Source organism: Streptosporangium sp. NPDC023615 (genome assembly GCF_040640155.1).
In the GTDB taxonomy this organism is placed as follows: Bacteria; Actinomycetota; Actinomycetes; order Streptosporangiales; family Streptosporangiaceae; genus Streptosporangium.
Genome location: NZ_JBFABE010000076.1, coordinates 24,384 through 39,632 on the forward strand (window position 1 = coordinate 24,384; position 15,249 = coordinate 39,632).

At 73.0% G+C, this 15,249-nt stretch carries 18 protein-coding genes; 6 read left to right on the plus strand and 12 right to left on the minus strand.

Annotated elements, in window-relative coordinates:
- Position 1: 1 nt before the first annotated feature.
- A complete protein-coding gene (locus AB0G16_RS33450) occupies positions 2 to 673 on the minus strand; it encodes a TetR/AcrR family transcriptional regulator (RefSeq protein WP_362814158.1) in 672 nt (223 codons plus the stop codon).
- Positions 674 to 718: 45 nt separating this feature from the next.
- Here AB0G16_RS33450 and AB0G16_RS33455 point away from each other — a divergent pair, with 45 nt between their 5' ends.
- Entirely contained in the window at positions 719 to 1,636 is a 918-nt protein-coding gene (locus AB0G16_RS33455) for a type II CAAX endopeptidase family protein (protein WP_362814160.1), read from the plus strand.
- Positions 1,637 to 1,775: 139 nt separating this feature from the next.
- On the opposite strand, the gene AB0G16_RS33460 is transcribed toward AB0G16_RS33455, so the two are convergent.
- Complete coding sequence (locus AB0G16_RS33460) at positions 1,776 to 2,444, minus strand: GAP family protein (RefSeq protein ID WP_362814162.1); 669 nt, start codon at positions 2,442 to 2,444, stop codon at positions 1,776 to 1,778.
- A gap of 81 nt (positions 2,445 to 2,525) precedes the next feature.
- Between AB0G16_RS33460 and AB0G16_RS33465 the strand changes: the two genes are divergently transcribed.
- The 4 genes from AB0G16_RS33465 to AB0G16_RS33480 all read left to right on the plus strand — a co-directional run bounded on the left by AB0G16_RS33465 (position 2,526) and on the right by AB0G16_RS33480 (position 4,356).
- Entirely contained in the window at positions 2,526 to 3,164 is a 639-nt protein-coding gene (locus AB0G16_RS33465) for a TetR family transcriptional regulator C-terminal domain-containing protein (RefSeq protein WP_362814164.1), read from the plus strand.
- Between the two features lie 217 nt (positions 3,165 to 3,381).
- A complete protein-coding gene (locus AB0G16_RS33470; RefSeq protein ID WP_362814166.1) occupies positions 3,382 to 3,735 on the plus strand; it encodes a metalloregulator ArsR/SmtB family transcription factor in 354 nt (117 codons plus the stop codon).
- The gene (locus AB0G16_RS33475) at positions 3,732 to 4,208 is read left to right on the plus strand and encodes an SRPBCC family protein (protein ID WP_362814168.1); all 477 of its coding nucleotides are present in this window, start codon (positions 3,732 to 3,734) and stop codon (positions 4,206 to 4,208) included. Before AB0G16_RS33470 ends, AB0G16_RS33475 begins: the two co-directional genes overlap by 4 nt.
- Entirely contained in the window at positions 4,201 to 4,356 is a 156-nt protein-coding gene (locus AB0G16_RS33480) for a hypothetical protein (protein ID WP_362814170.1), read from the plus strand. Before AB0G16_RS33475 ends, AB0G16_RS33480 begins: the two co-directional genes overlap by 8 nt.
- 12 nt (positions 4,357 to 4,368) lie before the next feature.
- Here the strand turns inward: AB0G16_RS33480 and AB0G16_RS33485 are convergent, their stop codons facing one another.
- From AB0G16_RS33485 to AB0G16_RS33510, 6 genes are all read right to left on the minus strand, one after another.
- Positions 4,369 to 5,532 carry an alpha/beta hydrolase gene (locus tag AB0G16_RS33485; protein WP_362814172.1) on the minus strand — a complete coding sequence of 388 codons (1,164 nt, stop codon included), beginning with the start codon at positions 5,530 to 5,532 and terminating at the stop codon, positions 4,369 to 4,371.
- Positions 5,533 to 5,543: 11 nt separating this feature from the next.
- On the minus strand, positions 5,544 to 7,085 hold the full coding sequence (locus AB0G16_RS33490; RefSeq protein WP_362814174.1) for a S41 family peptidase: 1,542 nt from the start codon (positions 7,083 to 7,085) through the stop codon (positions 5,544 to 5,546).
- Positions 7,082 to 8,131, minus strand: a complete 1,050-nt coding sequence (locus AB0G16_RS33495; RefSeq protein ID WP_362814176.1) for an ABC transporter permease — start codon at positions 8,129 to 8,131, stop codon at positions 7,082 to 7,084. The genes AB0G16_RS33490 and AB0G16_RS33495 overlap by 4 nt, the downstream gene beginning before the upstream one ends.
- Entirely contained in the window at positions 8,128 to 9,036 is a 909-nt protein-coding gene (locus tag AB0G16_RS33500) for an ABC transporter ATP-binding protein (protein WP_362814178.1), read from the minus strand. Before AB0G16_RS33500 ends, AB0G16_RS33495 begins: the two co-directional genes overlap by 4 nt.
- Entirely contained in the window at positions 9,033 to 9,437 is a 405-nt protein-coding gene (locus AB0G16_RS33505; RefSeq protein WP_362814180.1) for a GntR family transcriptional regulator, read from the minus strand. Before AB0G16_RS33505 ends, AB0G16_RS33500 begins: the two co-directional genes overlap by 4 nt.
- A 157-nt stretch (positions 9,438 to 9,594) precedes the next feature.
- Positions 9,595 to 10,509 carry a LysR family transcriptional regulator gene (locus tag AB0G16_RS33510; protein ID WP_362814182.1) on the minus strand — a complete coding sequence of 305 codons (915 nt, stop codon included), beginning with the start codon at positions 10,507 to 10,509 and terminating at the stop codon, positions 9,595 to 9,597.
- 85 nt (positions 10,510 to 10,594) lie between these two features.
- On the opposite strand from AB0G16_RS33510, the gene AB0G16_RS33515 reads away from it, so the two are divergent.
- On the plus strand, positions 10,595 to 11,635 hold the full coding sequence (locus AB0G16_RS33515) for a DMT family transporter (protein WP_362814184.1): 1,041 nt from the start codon (positions 10,595 to 10,597) through the stop codon (positions 11,633 to 11,635).
- Positions 11,636 to 11,746: 111 nt separating this feature from the next.
- On the opposite strand, the gene AB0G16_RS33520 is transcribed toward AB0G16_RS33515, so the two are convergent.
- The 4 genes from AB0G16_RS33520 to AB0G16_RS33535 form a co-directional block, all read right to left on the minus strand.
- Positions 11,747 to 12,886, minus strand: coding sequence for a beta-eliminating lyase-related protein (locus tag AB0G16_RS33520; protein WP_362814186.1), 1,140 nt, complete (start codon positions 12,884 to 12,886; stop codon positions 11,747 to 11,749).
- 156 nt (positions 12,887 to 13,042) lie between these two features.
- Positions 13,043 to 13,228: a hypothetical protein gene (locus AB0G16_RS33525; protein ID WP_362814188.1), complete on the minus strand. Its 186-nt coding sequence runs from the start codon at positions 13,226 to 13,228 to the stop codon at positions 13,043 to 13,045.
- A gap of 205 nt (positions 13,229 to 13,433) precedes the next feature.
- On the minus strand, positions 13,434 to 14,348 hold the full coding sequence (locus AB0G16_RS33530; protein ID WP_362814190.1) for an ROK family protein: 915 nt from the start codon (positions 14,346 to 14,348) through the stop codon (positions 13,434 to 13,436).
- A gap of 1 nt (position 14,349) precedes the next feature.
- Positions 14,350 to 15,249, minus strand: a 900-nt coding sequence (locus AB0G16_RS33535) for a DeoR/GlpR family DNA-binding transcription regulator (RefSeq protein WP_362814192.1), incomplete at its 5' end; no start/stop codon positions are given.

The window sequence follows — 15,249 nt, forward strand, 5'->3', positions numbered from 1 at the left end:
CTCAGCGGGCCCCCGGGCGGGGGAGGACGGGGTCGTGGGGGACCTGCTCCCCGGAGGGCCGCCGTACCCCGGTCACCAGGGACAGCTCGTCGCGGACGATCGCGCGGATGCCCGGCGGGGTGAAGGCGTGCGGGTAGGTCACCGTCTGCAGGGTCAGGCCGTCCATGAACACGTGGAGCCGCATCGCCTGCCGTTCCGAGGCGGCGTCGGCGAGCTCCTGGCCGAGGCCGGGCAGCGGCAGGTCGTGGCAGGAGGCGACCGCGAGGCGGCAGATGTGGCGTTCGCCCGCCCATCCGGTGTCGCGCAGCTCCGCCAGCGACTCGTCGACGCGCGAGCGCACCAGGCACGCCAGCCACACGTCCACCTCGACGCGGCGGTTCTCGTCCAGTGGCAGGAGTTCTTCGAGCATCAGCCGGGCACGCTCCGGGCCCGGCAGGTCGGCGCGCAGATGTCCGGCGACGCGTGAGGCGACGCTTCTGCCGATCGCGTGCGCGGCGAAGGCGAGCAGGCCGCGCTGATTGTCGAAGTAGTGACGCAGCCCGCCGACCGACACGCCCGCCGTCTCGGCCACCTTGCGGACCGTGGCCCCCTCGATGCCCTCGCGGCTGATGACCTCCCAGACGGCGCGGACGAGCTCGTCGCGTCGCCGCGCATGATCGACGATCTTCGGCACCCCTTTATTGTCGCACGCTCGTACGGTTTCTTATAAAGTACAAATGTGCTGAATAAGACATCGCGATGGGCGCCCTGCCGCGGGACGGCGGGCCTGGTCGTGCTGGTCACCGGCCTGGCCCTGATCGCCGGGTCGGCGCTGTGGCTGGCGCTGACCAGCGGCGGCGAGATCCGCTACACGTCCGACCACGCCGGTACCCGGCCCATGTGGCACGTCTGGATCCCCGTCCTCGCCGGGCTGGTCCTCACCTGGCTGATGCCGTCGCCGCCCCGGGCCGCGGCCGTGAGCGGCCCGTCCGCGGGACGGGCGCTCCACCTGCAGGCGGGCGTTCTGCTGGCCTCGGCCGTGGTGTTCGCGGTGGCGCTGCGCCTGGTGACGGGCGGCGGCCATGCCCCCGAGCCGGCGTACACCATCCTGAAGGTCGTCCTGTTGCTGGCCGTGCCGATGCTGCTGTTCCGCCTGACGGGCCGCGACGCCGTCCAACGGGAGGCCGTGCGCGAGCGGCCCGACGTCCGGCACCGCTCCTGGCACCGCTACGGGCCGGCGGTGCCGGTCGCGGCCTGGATCGTCCTCTCCCAGATCGGGCCGTTCGCCCAGCCGTCCGGCGAGGGCGACCGGACGGCTGGCCTCGACCTCGTCACACTGCTGATCGTCATGATCGTGGTCTTCGCCGTCAACGCGCTGCTCGAGGAGGTCTTCTACCGGCGGTGGCTGCAGACCCGCTGGGAGCACGTCATCGGCCCCCTGCCCGCCGTCGTGCTGGCGAGCCTGCTCTTCGCGGCCTGGCACATCGGCATCCACGGCACCGGCCACCTCCCCACCGATCTCGCCACGGTCTTCGTCAACCAGGGGGCGCAGGGCCTTTTCCTGGGCTTCCTGTGGAGCCGCTACCGGCTGATGTGGCCCATCCTCACCGTTCACGGCGTGCTCAACGCCGGTTCCGTCCTGCTGGACATGCTGTAGCGCCTGCCGTTCCCGGCCGGCGGAGCGGATCGCGCGCAAAGGCGACCCGTTCCGCCGGGCGCGTGCGTGCGACGGGTCCCAGGGGACGCGGCGGGGGACACGGGGGGACACGGGGGTCGCGAAGGGGACGGCGCGGGTCTCAGCGCGTCGTCGTGAAGGTGATCTGGTCCGGTGCCGCGTCCAGGAGGATGAGGACCCCGGCTATCCCGACGATCCAGCGCAGCGTCGAGCGCGATCCGGAGGAGAGCTTCTTCTCCCAGCGTTCGAACCGTTCGCGCATCCGCTCGCCCAGGGCGGCCCAGGCGATGAAGAGCAGGATGCCCGGCACCACCATGATGGTCACGTACACGCCGAGGAGCGGCAGCCACTGGGCGGCGGTCAGGCCGGCCGCGGTCATGATGCCGATCGCACCGAAGTACGGCACGGCGGTGGCGAACTCGAACAACCAGGTCCCCAGCCCCAGCAGCAGCATCGAGCCCACGCCGAAGGACCGGCCGCCGGCGGACGCGCGTCCGGGTTTCCCGTCGGGGATGAAGTAGCTGCCCACGATGAGCGCCACGCCGACGACGGCCTGCCCCCAGGCCCACACGGTGTCGTCGACGATCGGCATGACGGCGCCCAGACCGAGCATGAGCAACACGCCCAGGGCGAAGTAGGCGACCGCGACCGATCCGAGGTAGACGCCGAGAAGCGCGGCCACGCGGCGCGGCCTGGCCAGCAGAAGGTAGATGGTCACCCCGATCACGGTGGGGCTCAGCGTGTCGAGCAGGGCCAGCCCGAGCACCGCCCCGATGGTCTCGATGGACAAACCGATCCTCTCCAGAGGTCAACGAATCGTAATAACACGGCCGTGTCAGTTAAAGTAGCACAGGGGTGTTAGCATGTGAACATGCCGCGACTGGTCGATCACGAAAGGCGGCGGGCCGAGCTCGGCGAGGTGGCCGTGCGGATCATCCTGCGCGAGGGCCTCGCCGGGGTGACCGTCCGCGGAGTCGCGGCCGAGGCCGGCTGGTCCACCGGGTCGCTGCGGCACTACTTCGGCAACCAGCACGAGCTGCAGGCCTACGCCGTCCAGGTGGCCACCGACACCCTGCGCCGGCGCGTCCTGCCACGCGTCCAGCGGACGCGCACCCAGGGTTCGGTGGTCGAACGGATCGCCACGATCGCGGAGGAGATGCTGCCGCTCGACGCCGAGCGGCGCGAGGAGTACGTGCTGTGGTCGGCGATCGTGGAATGGGAGCGCCGCCACCCTCCGGAGGGGGGCTCCGTGTCGTGGGGCGACCAGCGGGCGCTGTATCGCCAGTGCGTCGCCGTCCTGTGCGGGTACGAGTCGATCCGCGAACCGGACCAGGCGACGCGTCCGCACCCCGACGCCCGGGTCGAGCTCTGGGCGGCGCTCCTGCACACGTTCGTCGACGGGCTCGCCTCCCAGATCGTGAACACCCCCGGCGAGGTCTCCGCCGAGACCGCCGCGCGACTGCTGCGTTCACTGCTGGAGGCCGTTCCCCGCGTGCGGCCGGACCGGTAGGCGCGCGGGCCGAGGGCCCGGGTCGCGGCGCGGGCCGTACGGGCGGCCGTGGCCCGGTGCCGCAAGAGGGGCCCGAAGAAGTGGCGCAAGAGGTTCCGGGAGAGGTTCCGGCGGATCCGCGACGCCCGTGCGGCACCGTCGTCCCCGCCCCTCCCGCACCCCCGAAAAGTTAAGGAGATGCTTGACCGTCCGGCCGGCCGCGATTATGGTTAAGTACATGCTTAACAATGGGGTGTCGCTGGACCGGGTCTTCCAGGCACTGGCGGACGCGACCCGGCGCGCCATGGTCGAGCGGCTGGTCCGCGGTCCGGCCTCGGTCAGCGATCTCGCCCACCCCGTGCCCATGTCCCTGCCGGCGGTGATGCAGCACCTGCAGGTGCTGGAGGCGTGCGGCCTGGTCCGATCGGAGAAGGTCGGCCGGGTCCGCACCTGTCACGTCGAGCCGGAGGTGCTGCGGGCGGTCGAGGACTGGATCGTGCGCCAGCGCACGCCCTGGGAGAAGCGCCTCGACCGGCTCGGGGACGAACTGACCGCACATCCCGAAACACCCGACCAGGGGAGCACGTCATGACCGGCCGTTCCGTCACCCGGGCCACCTTCGGCCTCGAACGTCTCTACCCGGCCCCGCCGGCGCGCGTGTTCGCCGCCTGGGCCGACCCCGCCGCCAAGGCCCGCTGGTTCGCCGGCGCCGCCGCCGAGCACGAGCTGGACTTCCGCGTCGGCGGCCGGGAGGTCAACCGCGGGCGTCACGAGGAGGGGACCGCCCTGACGTACACCTCCGTCTACCACGACATCGTCACGGACGAGCGGATCGTCTACTCCTCCATCCTGCACGCCGGGAAGAACCTGTCGACCGTCTCGCTCACCACCGTGGAGTTCGGCCCGGACGGTGAGGGCACCCGGCTGCTGCTCACCGAGCAGGCGACGTTCCTCGACGGCCGTGAGGAGCCCGCCTGGCGCGAACAGGGCACCGCCGACTGGCTCGAGGGCCTGGGCGCCGAACTGCTGCGCGGCGCGCCGGGCGAGCCGGGAGGGCGTGGGTGAGCCCGGCAGGCAGCCGCAGACGGGCGTGACGGTCACCCCGGAGCTGCGCGAGCGCGTCGTCGAGGAACTCGTGAGGATCGTTGCCGCGGCGTCGTCTCCTTCCTCGGGCACCGTGGACCGGCCGGAGCCGCGTACGGTCACCGGGTGAACGGCGCCCGCCTCAGGGCCGGCCGCACGCGGTGGGACAGAACCCCACCTCGGGGTGGCGCGGTGACGGCTTCTCCAGGAGGGGCTGCCGCCGCGACTTCAGGTGCAGGTCGAGGAAGGCCGCCACGTAGGCGCGGGTGAGCTCGGAGGAGCGCGCCGCCGCGAGGACGCCCGGAGCCGGCCTGACGCCGAGGGCGCCCGCCAGCAGCGGCAGGTCGGTGAAGGACTGGTGCTCGGCGCCCGACAGCACCAGCCAGCGCTTCCACCCGGTCAGCAACCTCCAGTCGCGGTCCCAGGAGGTGTCGGCGCCGCCGGGGACGTGTTGCGGCGACCCGAGGAACATGAACGGCCGGGAGAGGCCCCCCTTGGGGATGCGGGCGTAGGTGGTACCGTCCATGTCGATCCCGGCGCGCACGCGGGGGTCCTTCACCATGGCCGCCACGGCGGCGGCGCCGCCCATCGACTGGCCCGCCATCGCGATCCGGGAGCGGTCGATCACGCCCGAGCCGTCCCACTCCGAGGGCAGCCGGTCGAGCACGAAGGAGACGTCGGCGGCCCGTCCCTGGACCACTCCCGCGCCGAAGCCCGGGTCGGTGTCGCTGTCGCAGGCGAGGCACTCGGCGACCCTCCCGCCGGGGAAGGTCGTGGCGTGGCTCTCGTGCGTGTGGTCGACGCCGGCCACGACGTACCCCCGGGCGGCCAGGTCCTCGGCCAGGGAGGTGAGGGTGCTCACCGGCTTGGTGAAGCCGGGGGAGAGCACCACCAGCGGAAACCTCCCCCTGGCGGGGCCGGCGTCCCCGACCGCGTTCGTGCGCGTCGTGCTCAGCGTGTCGTACGGCGCGCTCGCGATCCCGCCCCCCTTCAGGAGGAGCTCCGACTCCTTCGGCGTCATGTACGGCGCCCTCGGCCCGTCCCGCCGCCCGGCCGGGTACCACAGGGTGACCTTGAGCTCCCTGGCGTCGGCGTCGGGGTCCCAGGGATCGGGACGGGAGGTGTCGGTCAGGTACAGGGCGGTGGTGCCGACCGGATGGGGACCGGTGGGGGCCGGCAGGGTGACGGGACCGGTCGGGGTGACCGGCGGGACGTCGGCCCTGGGCGGCGCGGGCGCGGAGCAGGCGGCCGCGCCCAGGGCGGCCAGGACGGCCAGTCCCGCTGCGGCCACCGGGAGCTGTCTCATGGGAGGTCCGTTCATCCGCGTAGCAGGGTCAGGGCCTTGGCCAGCACGGGGTCGCGTCCGGCGGCCGCGTCCTGCGGGGTCGGGGCCACCTGGTGGTCGGGCGGCACGCCGATCCGGTCGATCACCTCGCGTTCGGGCCCGAGGTGGTGCCTGGCGGGAAAGCTCAGCACGGTGTTGTCTGCGAGCAGGTAGGGCTGGGCCGGGCCGGAGATGACGCCGGCGGTCCTGGTGCCGACCAGCCGGCCGGCGCGCAGGTCCTTGACGGCGGAGGTGAAGTGCTCGCACGCCGAGGCGCAGCCCCGGTCGACGAGCACCACCAGCGGCAGGTGGAGCGGCTCGACGGTGTCGTCGGTCCGCATGGCCGCGCATCTGCCGTCCACGGTGCACTGGTAGGCGGTCACCTCGCCGCGGGCGAACGCGCTCACCAGCCGGGTCGCCTCCACGGGACTGCCGCCGCCGTTGCCGCGCAGGTCCAGCACGAGGCCGGACAGCGTCCGGCCGGTGCGCAACCTGGAGACGGCCTTGAAGACCCGGTTCGCGGAGTCGGGGGCGAATCCGGTCATCCGCACATACGCGACCTCACCGGTACCGGCGTCGGCACCGCCGGCGGCGTCACCGGCGTCGGCACCGTCGGCGTTCAGCAGTTCCGAGCGCACCACCTGCAGGTCGGCCAGGTCGCGCCGGTAGAGGCCGGGCCTGAGCGTGACGGTCCAGCGGCGGCCGGTGGCCTGCCGCAGGAGCCGCAGCCGGACCGGGCGGGCTTCCGGGTACCGCGGGTAGAGGGCGGCGACGACGGGGCCGGCCTCGTCGCCGGCGAAGGGCGCCGAGCCGTCGATCGATTCGATGACGTCGCCGGGGCGCAGGCCGGCGGCCCGCGCGGCGCCGCCCTGCACGGCGGTGACGAACAGCGGGGGAGGGACGGCACCGGGGTCGCCGTCCGCCTGCGGGCCGGTGACGTTCGCCTGCAGTCCAAGGCCGTAGCCGTCGCCGTCGTAGAAGTCCGGGGGCCGCCTGACGTCATGCGCCCAGCGGGCGTGGTTGTCGTCCAGGGCGGCCACGACGGCCTCGAGGACGGTGACGGCCAGCTTCTCGCGCAGGTCGGGGACCCGGTCGGTGACCGTGCGGTAGGCGGTCTCGAAGGCGGCCCAGTCGGCCTTCCGGTCGCCGGTCAGCGCGGGCATGGTCGCCTCGGGCACGTCGCGTCCCCGGCGCACCAGCTCCCGCGTCAGGGCGGCGAATCCGGCGGTCAGCAGCGAGCGGGCGTCCAGGGTCGCACCGCCGTAGTAGTTGCCGAGGATGCACAGGTAGGCCTGCTCGACGACGTCGATCGTGGTGGCCGTCTCCGCCTGGGGAGGGCCCTGGGGGCGGGCGCAGACCGTAGCGGCCGCCGGGCTCGCCTGGGCGCGCGGCGGTGCCGGCGCGGTGCAGGCCGCCGTCAGCAGGAGGGCGAGCCCGGCGGCCGCGATCCCGACGGCGGTCCTGACGCCGGTCCCGGCGATGGTCCTGACGCCGGTCCCGGCGGCGGTTGCGGCGATGGTTCCGGTGGCGGTCACGACAGGCGCCTTCGGACCCACCAGAAGCAGAACCAGGTGAGGCCGGCGGTCAGGAGGGCGTAGATGCCGGTCTCGATCCACTGGAAGGGCCAGAAGCGCTCAAGGGGCTGGTAGGTCGCCCGCTGCCGGTAGCCGAGGCTGTTGATCTCGGCCAGGCAGGTGCCCATGTTCGGCGGTCCCCCCGCCGGTCTGCAGGCGCCGGAGGTGGTGGAGACCCTGACCGGGCCCTCCTCGCCGATGCCGGCGATCCGGCGCCCGGACGGGTCGAGGAGCTCGTGGGACAGGGCCCAGGCGCCGGTCTGGCCGGGGACGGCCGCCCTCAGCATGATGTGCGCCGCCCCCGTGTCCCCGTCGATGCCGATGCCCCGGGTGTTCGCCTCGCTGATCTCGAAGGTCGACGTGACCGGGGGCATCAGGTGGGGGCGGACCAGCAGCGGCATGGCGACCTGGATCGCGACGAAGGCGGCCAGGGTGAGGGCCATGGCGGGCAGCGTGCGGCGCACCAGCATGCCCACGCTCACCCCCAGGACGAAGGCGAAGGCCGCGTACCCCATCGGGGTGATGCCGCGCGCGCCGAACACCAGGGGAGCCATCACGGCCAGCTCGGGAATGGCCGACCTGTCCAGGGGGCCGGACCACCAGGTCACCACGAGGCCGCAGACGCAGGCGGCGGCCACGGCGGTCAGGCCGATGAGACCGAGCTTGACCGCCAGCCAGCGGCCGCGGGTGACGCTCTGGTTCCACACCAGCAGGTGCGTGCCCGCCTCCAGCTCACGGGTGATCAACGGCGCCCCCCAGAAGAGCCCGACCAGGGCCGGCAGGAGCAGCACGACGAGGCTGACGGCCACGAAGGGCAGCTCGTACTGGTCGAAGAAACGGTCGTAGAAGCGGACGCAGGAGTCGTCCCGGACGCAGGCGGCGAGCCCGGTGGAGTAGCGGGAGGCCAGGTCCGGGCCGGTCAGGACCAGGGTGACGGTGAGGGTGAGGAGCAGGGCGGCCATCATCGCGGCCGAGCCGCGGAACTGGCGCCAGGTCAGCCAGATCATCGCCGCGCCTCCAGGGTGACGGGCCGGCTCTCGGTGGTGTGCCGGCTCTCTATGACGCGTTTCTCCATGTAGGCCAGCACGAGGTCCTCCAGGCCGAGCCGGGTGACCGTCCAGGCGGGGTCGTGGATCGGGGCGTCGGTACGGATCACGTAGGTGCTCTGCCGGTCGGTGTGGCGCGCGGAGACCACGTGCTGGTGGGCGGGGAGCCGGTCGGGATCGCGGCGCGGGCCGGTGAGCCGGTGATGGGTGGCCAGCAGCGCGTCGGTCTCCCCGGCCACCTCCACGCGGGAGTCGACCAGCACGATCAGGAAGTCGCAGATCCGCTCCAGGTCGGAGACCAGGTGGGAGGAGAGCACGACGCTGAGCTCGTGCTCGGCGACGGCCTCCATCAGCCCCTGCATGAACTCGCGGCGGGCCAGCGGGTCGAGCGAGGCCACGGGCTCGTCCAGGATCAGCAGCTCGGGCCGCTTGGCCAGGCCCAGGGTGAGGGCGAGCTGGGCGCGCTGACCGCCCGACAGCCTGCCCGCCCGGTGGGCGGGGTCGAGCCCCAGGCGCGCGACGCGTTCCCGTGCCATGCCGTCGTCCCAGCCGGGGTTGAGCCGCGCTCCCAGCCGCAGGTGGTCGGCGATGCTGAGCCCGGCGTAGACGGGGGTGTCCTGGGCGACGAAGCCGACCTTGGCCAGTTGCGCGCGGCCGCCTGCGGGACGGCCGCCCAGCACGGCGATGTCGCCCGTCGTGGGCTCCAGCTGACCGGTGGCCAGCTTCAGCAGCGTGGTCTTGCCGGCTCCGTTGGGACCCACCAGCCCGACGACGTGACCCGCCGGGATGCCGACGGTGCAATCGCGCAGCGCCCAGTGCCTGCCGTACCTCTTGCCCAGCGCCTGGGCCTCCACAACGGCGGTCACGCTATGTCCTCCTGAGCGGCGGTACGAAAGGTGGTCGTGAAGAGGGCCTCGATGCTCTCGTCGTCGAGGCCGGCCCGGCGGGCCTTGGCCAGCCAGCGTCGCAACTCCAGCCGCAGCGGGCCGTGCGCGGCCAGCGAGGTGCCGGTGAGGGTCGCCGTCACGAACGTCCCCACCCCCGGCCGGGCGGCGGCCAGGCCCTCGTGCTCGAGCTCCCGGTAGGCCTTCAGGACGGTGTTGGGATTGATCGCCAGGCGCGCCACGACCTCCTTGACGGTCGGTAGCTGATCGCCCTCGCTCAGCAGGCCGAGCCGCAGCGCGTTCCGCACCTGCTGGACCAGCTGCTGGTACGGCGACACGCCGGATTTCGCGTCCAGGTAGAACTCGATCAACGGTTCTCTCATATATCTAGGCTACTAGTACTTTAGATATATGTGTGTACGAACCGGCAACCGATCCGGCCGGGAGGCCGGAGGACCGGCCTCCGGCGAGGAAGGGCCACGCTGTGATCCCGGCCCTCCGGCGGACGGAAGCCGGCCGGCCGGGGGAGGGGAAGAGGTGTCAGCCGACCCGGCGCACCTGATCGGTCACGGCCTCCAGGAGGGCTCTCAGCGCCGGAGCCGTCGGCCCCTCCCGGGTGACCGCGACGAGACGACGCCGGACGTCGGCCTCGGCGACGTCACGGATCGCCAGCGCCGCGTCCGCCGCCGGCAGCGTCAGGACCGGCAGCAGCCCGACGGCCCCCGTGGTGCGCACGAGTTCGAGCTGGATCTCCGCGTCGTTGGAGCGGTGCCGCACGTCGGGTTCGTAGCCGCCCAGGGTCCGGCAGGTCCCCACCACCATGGTGTGGTGACCGGTGCCCGCGGCCGAGGCGACCCAGACCTCCTCGCGCAGCGAGGCCAGGGCGACGGGCCCTTCCCCCCGGGCCAGCGGATGCGCCGGTGAGAGCACCAGCTTGAGCGGCTCCTCGTGCAGCGGCGCGAAGCACAGCCCCGCCGGCCGGGGACGCGGCTGGCCGTCGTACTCGTCGCCGACGACCAGGTCGACCGCTCCCAGGCGCAGCCCCGGCAGGGTCTGCTCCAGTTCGAGCTCGGAGACCTCCACGCGCACCAGCGGGTGCTCGAGCATCAGGCGGGCCGCGGCGGGCACCAGCAGGCGACGCGCCGCCGACTGCAGGCCGCCGGCGCGCACGGTGCCGCGGACCTCACCGCTCAGGGACGCCAGGTCCGCCGCCGCCGCTTCGGCCGCCGCCAGCAGGATCCGCGCGTGCTGCGCCAGCAGCCGCCCGGCGTCGGTCAGCCGCACCCCGCGCCCGGCCTTCTCGAGCAGTCGCGCGCCGACCTCCCTCTCCAGGACGCTCAGCTGTTGCGAGACCGCGGACGGGCTGTAGCCCAGGGCGGCCGCGACCGCGGCCAGCGTCCCTCGCTCCTCGACCTCGCGCAGCACGCGGAGCCGACGAAGATCAAAGTCAATCATGCACAAACACTAACGAATCACATCCACCAATCGTCGCTGGACGTGATGAGTCGCGGCCGTCGATGCTGGGGGCATGGGTCCCCTGATGTGTCTGTTGTCAGCGGCGTGCTTCGGTGCCATGGCGGTCTTCGGCAAGCTCGCCTACTCCGCGGGCGTCTCGCCCGCGGCGTTGCTGCTGGTGCGTTTCGGCCTGGCGGCCGCCGTGCTGGCGCTGCTGCTGCTCCTGCGGCCGGGTCTTCGCCGCGGCCCCTCGTCCTCCGCCTCGGCGCCCCGTCCCGGTCGTGCGACCGCCGGCGTGCTGGTGACGGCCCTCGGGCTGGGCGCGGTCGGGTACGCGGCGCAGGCCGGCCTGTACTTCTCGGCGCTGGAGCTGATGGACGCCTCGCTGCTGTCCCTGGTCTTCTACACCTATCCGCTGCTGGTCACGGTGGCGGCCGTCCTGCTCGGCCGCGACCGCCTGACCGCCGGGCGGGTCACCGCGCTGGTGGCCGCGTGCTGCGGAACGCTGCTCGTCCTGCTCGGTACCGGCGGACCGGACTTCGATCCCCTCGGCGCGCTCCTGGCCTTCGGCGCCTCGGTCACCTACACGGTCTACATCCTGGTCTCCGACACCGTCGTGCACCGGCTGCCGCCGGTGGTGCTCTGCGCGCTGGTGATGGCCGGAGCCACCCTCACCCTGGCCGTCCGCGCCCTGCTCACCGGCGGCGTCGACCTCGGCTTCGGCGTGCGGGGCTGGTTGTGGCTGGGGTGCATCGCCATCGTGTCCACGGTCGTGGCGATGCTCACCTTCTTCGCGGGCCTGCGGCGCACCGGCCCCTCCACCGCCGCCATCCTGTCGACCTTCGAACCGGTCGTCACCACGGCGCTGGCCGCCCTCACGCTGACGGAGTCCCTCACCCCGGTGCAGCTCGTCGGCGGCCTGCTCGTCCTGTCCTCCGTCGTCGTCCTGCGGGCCCGGCCGTTCCGGGCCTGGCGCCGCACCCCCGGGCCGCGCCGGACGTCCGGGCGGCCCGCCGGCCCCGGGCACTCCGCCGGCCCCGGGCACTCCGCCGGCCCCGGGCACTCCGCCGGCTCCCGGCAGCCCGCCGTCGACGCCCAGAAGAAGCCCGTGCCGAGCACGAGGTGACCCGGCGTCCGGAGAAGGCGGGGACGCGCTGGTCCGCCGCATGCCCTCCCGCCGGGGAACGAGGGGAGCGCTCGCCTCGCCCGTGCGGCGCGCGGTACGCCGCACGGGCGCTCACGCGGGCCGGACGGCCGGCCCCTCCGACCGCACGGAGGCCGAGGCGGCGGCCGAGGCGGGGGCCGAGGCGGCGCGGGCGAGGAGATCGCGCAGGAGGTCGACGACCTCGCCGGGGGTGAACTCCATGGCGTTCTCGCCGACACTGACCTCGAAGGCGCAACGGCCGGGATCGGACGCGGAGAGCACCCGGCCCCAGAGCTGGACGCCGTGCTCGGCGAGGATCGCCTGACCGGCTCGCTCGACGGCGCGCCGGCCCGCCGGCAGGTGGATGTGGAACAGCGGGGTCTGCGGCGGGTCGGGCCAGGCGCGAGCGACGCCGTCGGCGTTGACCGCGGCCGCGATGGCGATGGCGTGCTCGCGGTAGGCGGGCATCGTGTCGGCCAGGGTGTCCAGGTGGACCAGCGCGGCCAGGGCGAGCGGCCAGGCGTCGCGGATGCCGCCGCCGAGCCGTTGCCGCCACACCCTCGCCACCTCCACGGTGGCCGCGTCGGAGACCAGCACCGCGCCGCGCACCCCTTGCAGGCTCTTGTACAGGGAGACGTAGACGGTGTCGAACAGGGCGGCGATCTCGGCGAACGGCCGCCGGTAGTAGCTCTGGGCCTCCCACAGCCGGGCGCCGTCCAGGTGCGCGGCCGCCCCGGTGGCGCGCACCAGCGCGACCTGCTCGCACAGGGCGTCCCAGGTGGGCAGCAGGCCGCCGATGTCGCGTTGCGGCAGCTCCCACACGACCGCCGCCTGCGGCTCGCCGATCGCCGCCAGGTCCTCGGCCGTCATCGACTCGTGCAGGTCGCCGGTGCGGCGCATCCGCAGGCCGTGGACGGCGTTGTACCCCTGCTCCTCCCACACGTCCAGATGCGACCGCGGGTGGGCGGCGAACGTGCGCCGGCCGCTCCGGTCGGCGTGCACGCGCAACGCGGTCTGCTGGGCCATCGTCCCGCTGGGGAAGAACAACGCGCTTTCCTTGCCGAGCAGCTCGGCCAGCCGCCGCTCCAGCACCGCGACGGGGCCTTCGGGGCCGTCGGGCGGGGTGTCGTCGTCCACCAGGGCCAGCATGCGCTCCAGCATCAGGCGCGGCCCGCGCCGGATCGGCGCGTGCAGGAACAGGGACCGCCGCACCGTCGGGCCGGTGTCGGGCATGAGGCCTCCCTCATTATTGCGAATAATGCGCAACAATACAGAGACCGTACGGGGACCGGGTATGGCGCGAACGCCGCCGGTCCGGCGGGTGCCGGACGAGGCGTCCCTCGGGCTCGGCCCGACGCGCCCGAGGATCGTCCCGGCGGGGACGATGTCTCAGCCGTCGGCGGCGAGGCGGTCCAGCCACTCCGTCAGCAGATGCCGTTCCGCGTCGCTGAGGGGCGTCCGTTCCGGCAGCGCGGCGCGCAGGGCGCGGGCCGCGCCGGCCGTGCCCGCGTCCCGTACGGCGGGCTCGACGCGGGGCGGGAAGGTCGCACCGAAGTACCACACCTCGTGCTTCACGCTGGTGCTGCAACTGTGAGCGGAGCTGGAGGTGAGGACACCATCGGCCCATAACCTTCATCGGTGATGTACCGCGGCGGATCGGCCAGGTGCTGGAACTGCGCAGGCGAACCAGCATGCGCAGCCTCGCCCTGGATCAGGTGGGGCTTGCCCAAGCACACTCGCGAAACGGCGATTTGGTCGATCGGGCCTCGGCCACCCGCCTCTACGCGGGGTCTAACCCGTGAGCAGCGGTGAGGGCGGCGCCCAGCCAGCCGGAGTCGGCGCCGAGTGCCGCGGGCGTGAAGGGAACGCGGGACGCGAAGGGCAGCCGGATGAGGTCGCGGGCAGTGCGCACGGCGGGCTCAACGTAACCGGGCGCGCCGGTGCCCAGTCCCCCGCCGATGACGACCACCTCGGGGTCGTACGACTGGACCAGTCCAGCGAGGTACGCGCCAAGGTGCCAGGCCGCGTGGTCCACGACGTCTCTGGCAGCGGGAACTCCGTCACGGGCGTCGTCCAGGACGGGTCTGGCGTCTCTCGCGCCCGGTCCCTGGTACGCCTCCGCCAGTGCGGGACCGGAGCAGATGCCTTCCACGGTGTCCGCCTCGCACGTCGACCAGGGGCAGCGCGCCGGAGGCGCATACCCGCTGAAGAGCGCGCCGCCATGTGCGCCGGTCAGTACTCGACCGTCGTGCACGAGCGAGTGCGACAGGCCGGTTCCGAGGCTGACGAAGAGGGTGTCGTTCGCGCCGCGCCCGGCGCCGAGTGACCATTCGGCCAGGGCGCCGCAGGCGGCGTCGTTCGCGGCGATGACGGAGCCGCCGTCCCGGAGCTCGCAGGGCATGTCGCCCAGGACGTCGGCGGGCGTCCAGCCGCGCCAGCCGATCCAGGAGGTGAGATCGCGAAAGCGGCCGTCGCCATCGACCGTGGTGGTGACGGAAAGACCGACGGCCACGATGGCGAAGGTGTCGCAAGCCCGGCGGAGCAGCGTGCGCACGGTGGCGGCGTTGGCCTCGCCCGTGCCGCGGATGGTCGGCTCGACCCCTATCCGGGTGCTGGTGCCGTCGGCGTGCAGAACGCCTACGGCGATCTTCGTGCCGCCGACGTCGACGCCTGCGATGGCTGCGGGCCGGCTCATGTCAGGTGACCACGATCCGGGTGCCGGCACTCTCGGCCGCGCGGGCCGTTTCGGTCGCGGCGCCCTGCTCATCGGTGATGACGATGTCGACGTCGTCCAGACCGCACACCTTCGCGTACGTCGTGACGCCGAACTTGCCGCCGTCGGCGACCAGGATGGTGCGGCGGGCGCTGGCCAGGGCGGCACGCTTGACGAACGCGTCGTCGGGGTTGTACTCGGTGACACCGCTGGTCGCGTCCAGGCCGCTCGCACTCATGATGTAGGTGTCGAAGTTGTACTCGGCGAACGCGCGCTGCGTCTCGGTGCTGTACAGCGTGTGCTCCACCGGTCTCACCACGCCGCCCGCGAGCAGGACGGTGAGGCCGGGGTCGTCGGCGAGTTCGGAGGCGATGCGCAGGTCCACGGTGAGGACGCGGATGTTGCGCCTTCCGAGGAGGGCGCGGGCAACGTTCGCGGTGGTGGACCCGGCATCGAGGATGATCGTCTCACCCTCGCGGATCTGCTCGGCGGCGGCCTTGCCGATGTGTTGCTTGTTCTCGGCGTTACTGAGGATGCGTGCCTGATAGCGCGGCGAGTGGCTCTGCGAGACGATGGAGACGGCTCCGCCATGGACACGGCTGAGCGCACCGGTCTGCTCCAGTGCCTCCAGGTCGCGGCGGATGGTCATCTCGGTCATGCCGCTTTCTCGGGCGATGTCGGAAATACGTAGACGGCCGGTCCGCTGGATCACGTCCAGGATCAGGCGGTGCCGGTCGGACTTCTTCATCACGTTCCTCCGGTGAGTGATCGTGTTCAGCGTAGTGCCGGTCGGCGGGATGTAGGGCGGCGCACGGTAGCTGTCCGGTGTCGAGCCGTTCCCGCTCCTGTCCGGCCGAGAGGCGTTCCCGCCCGTCCCCGGCCG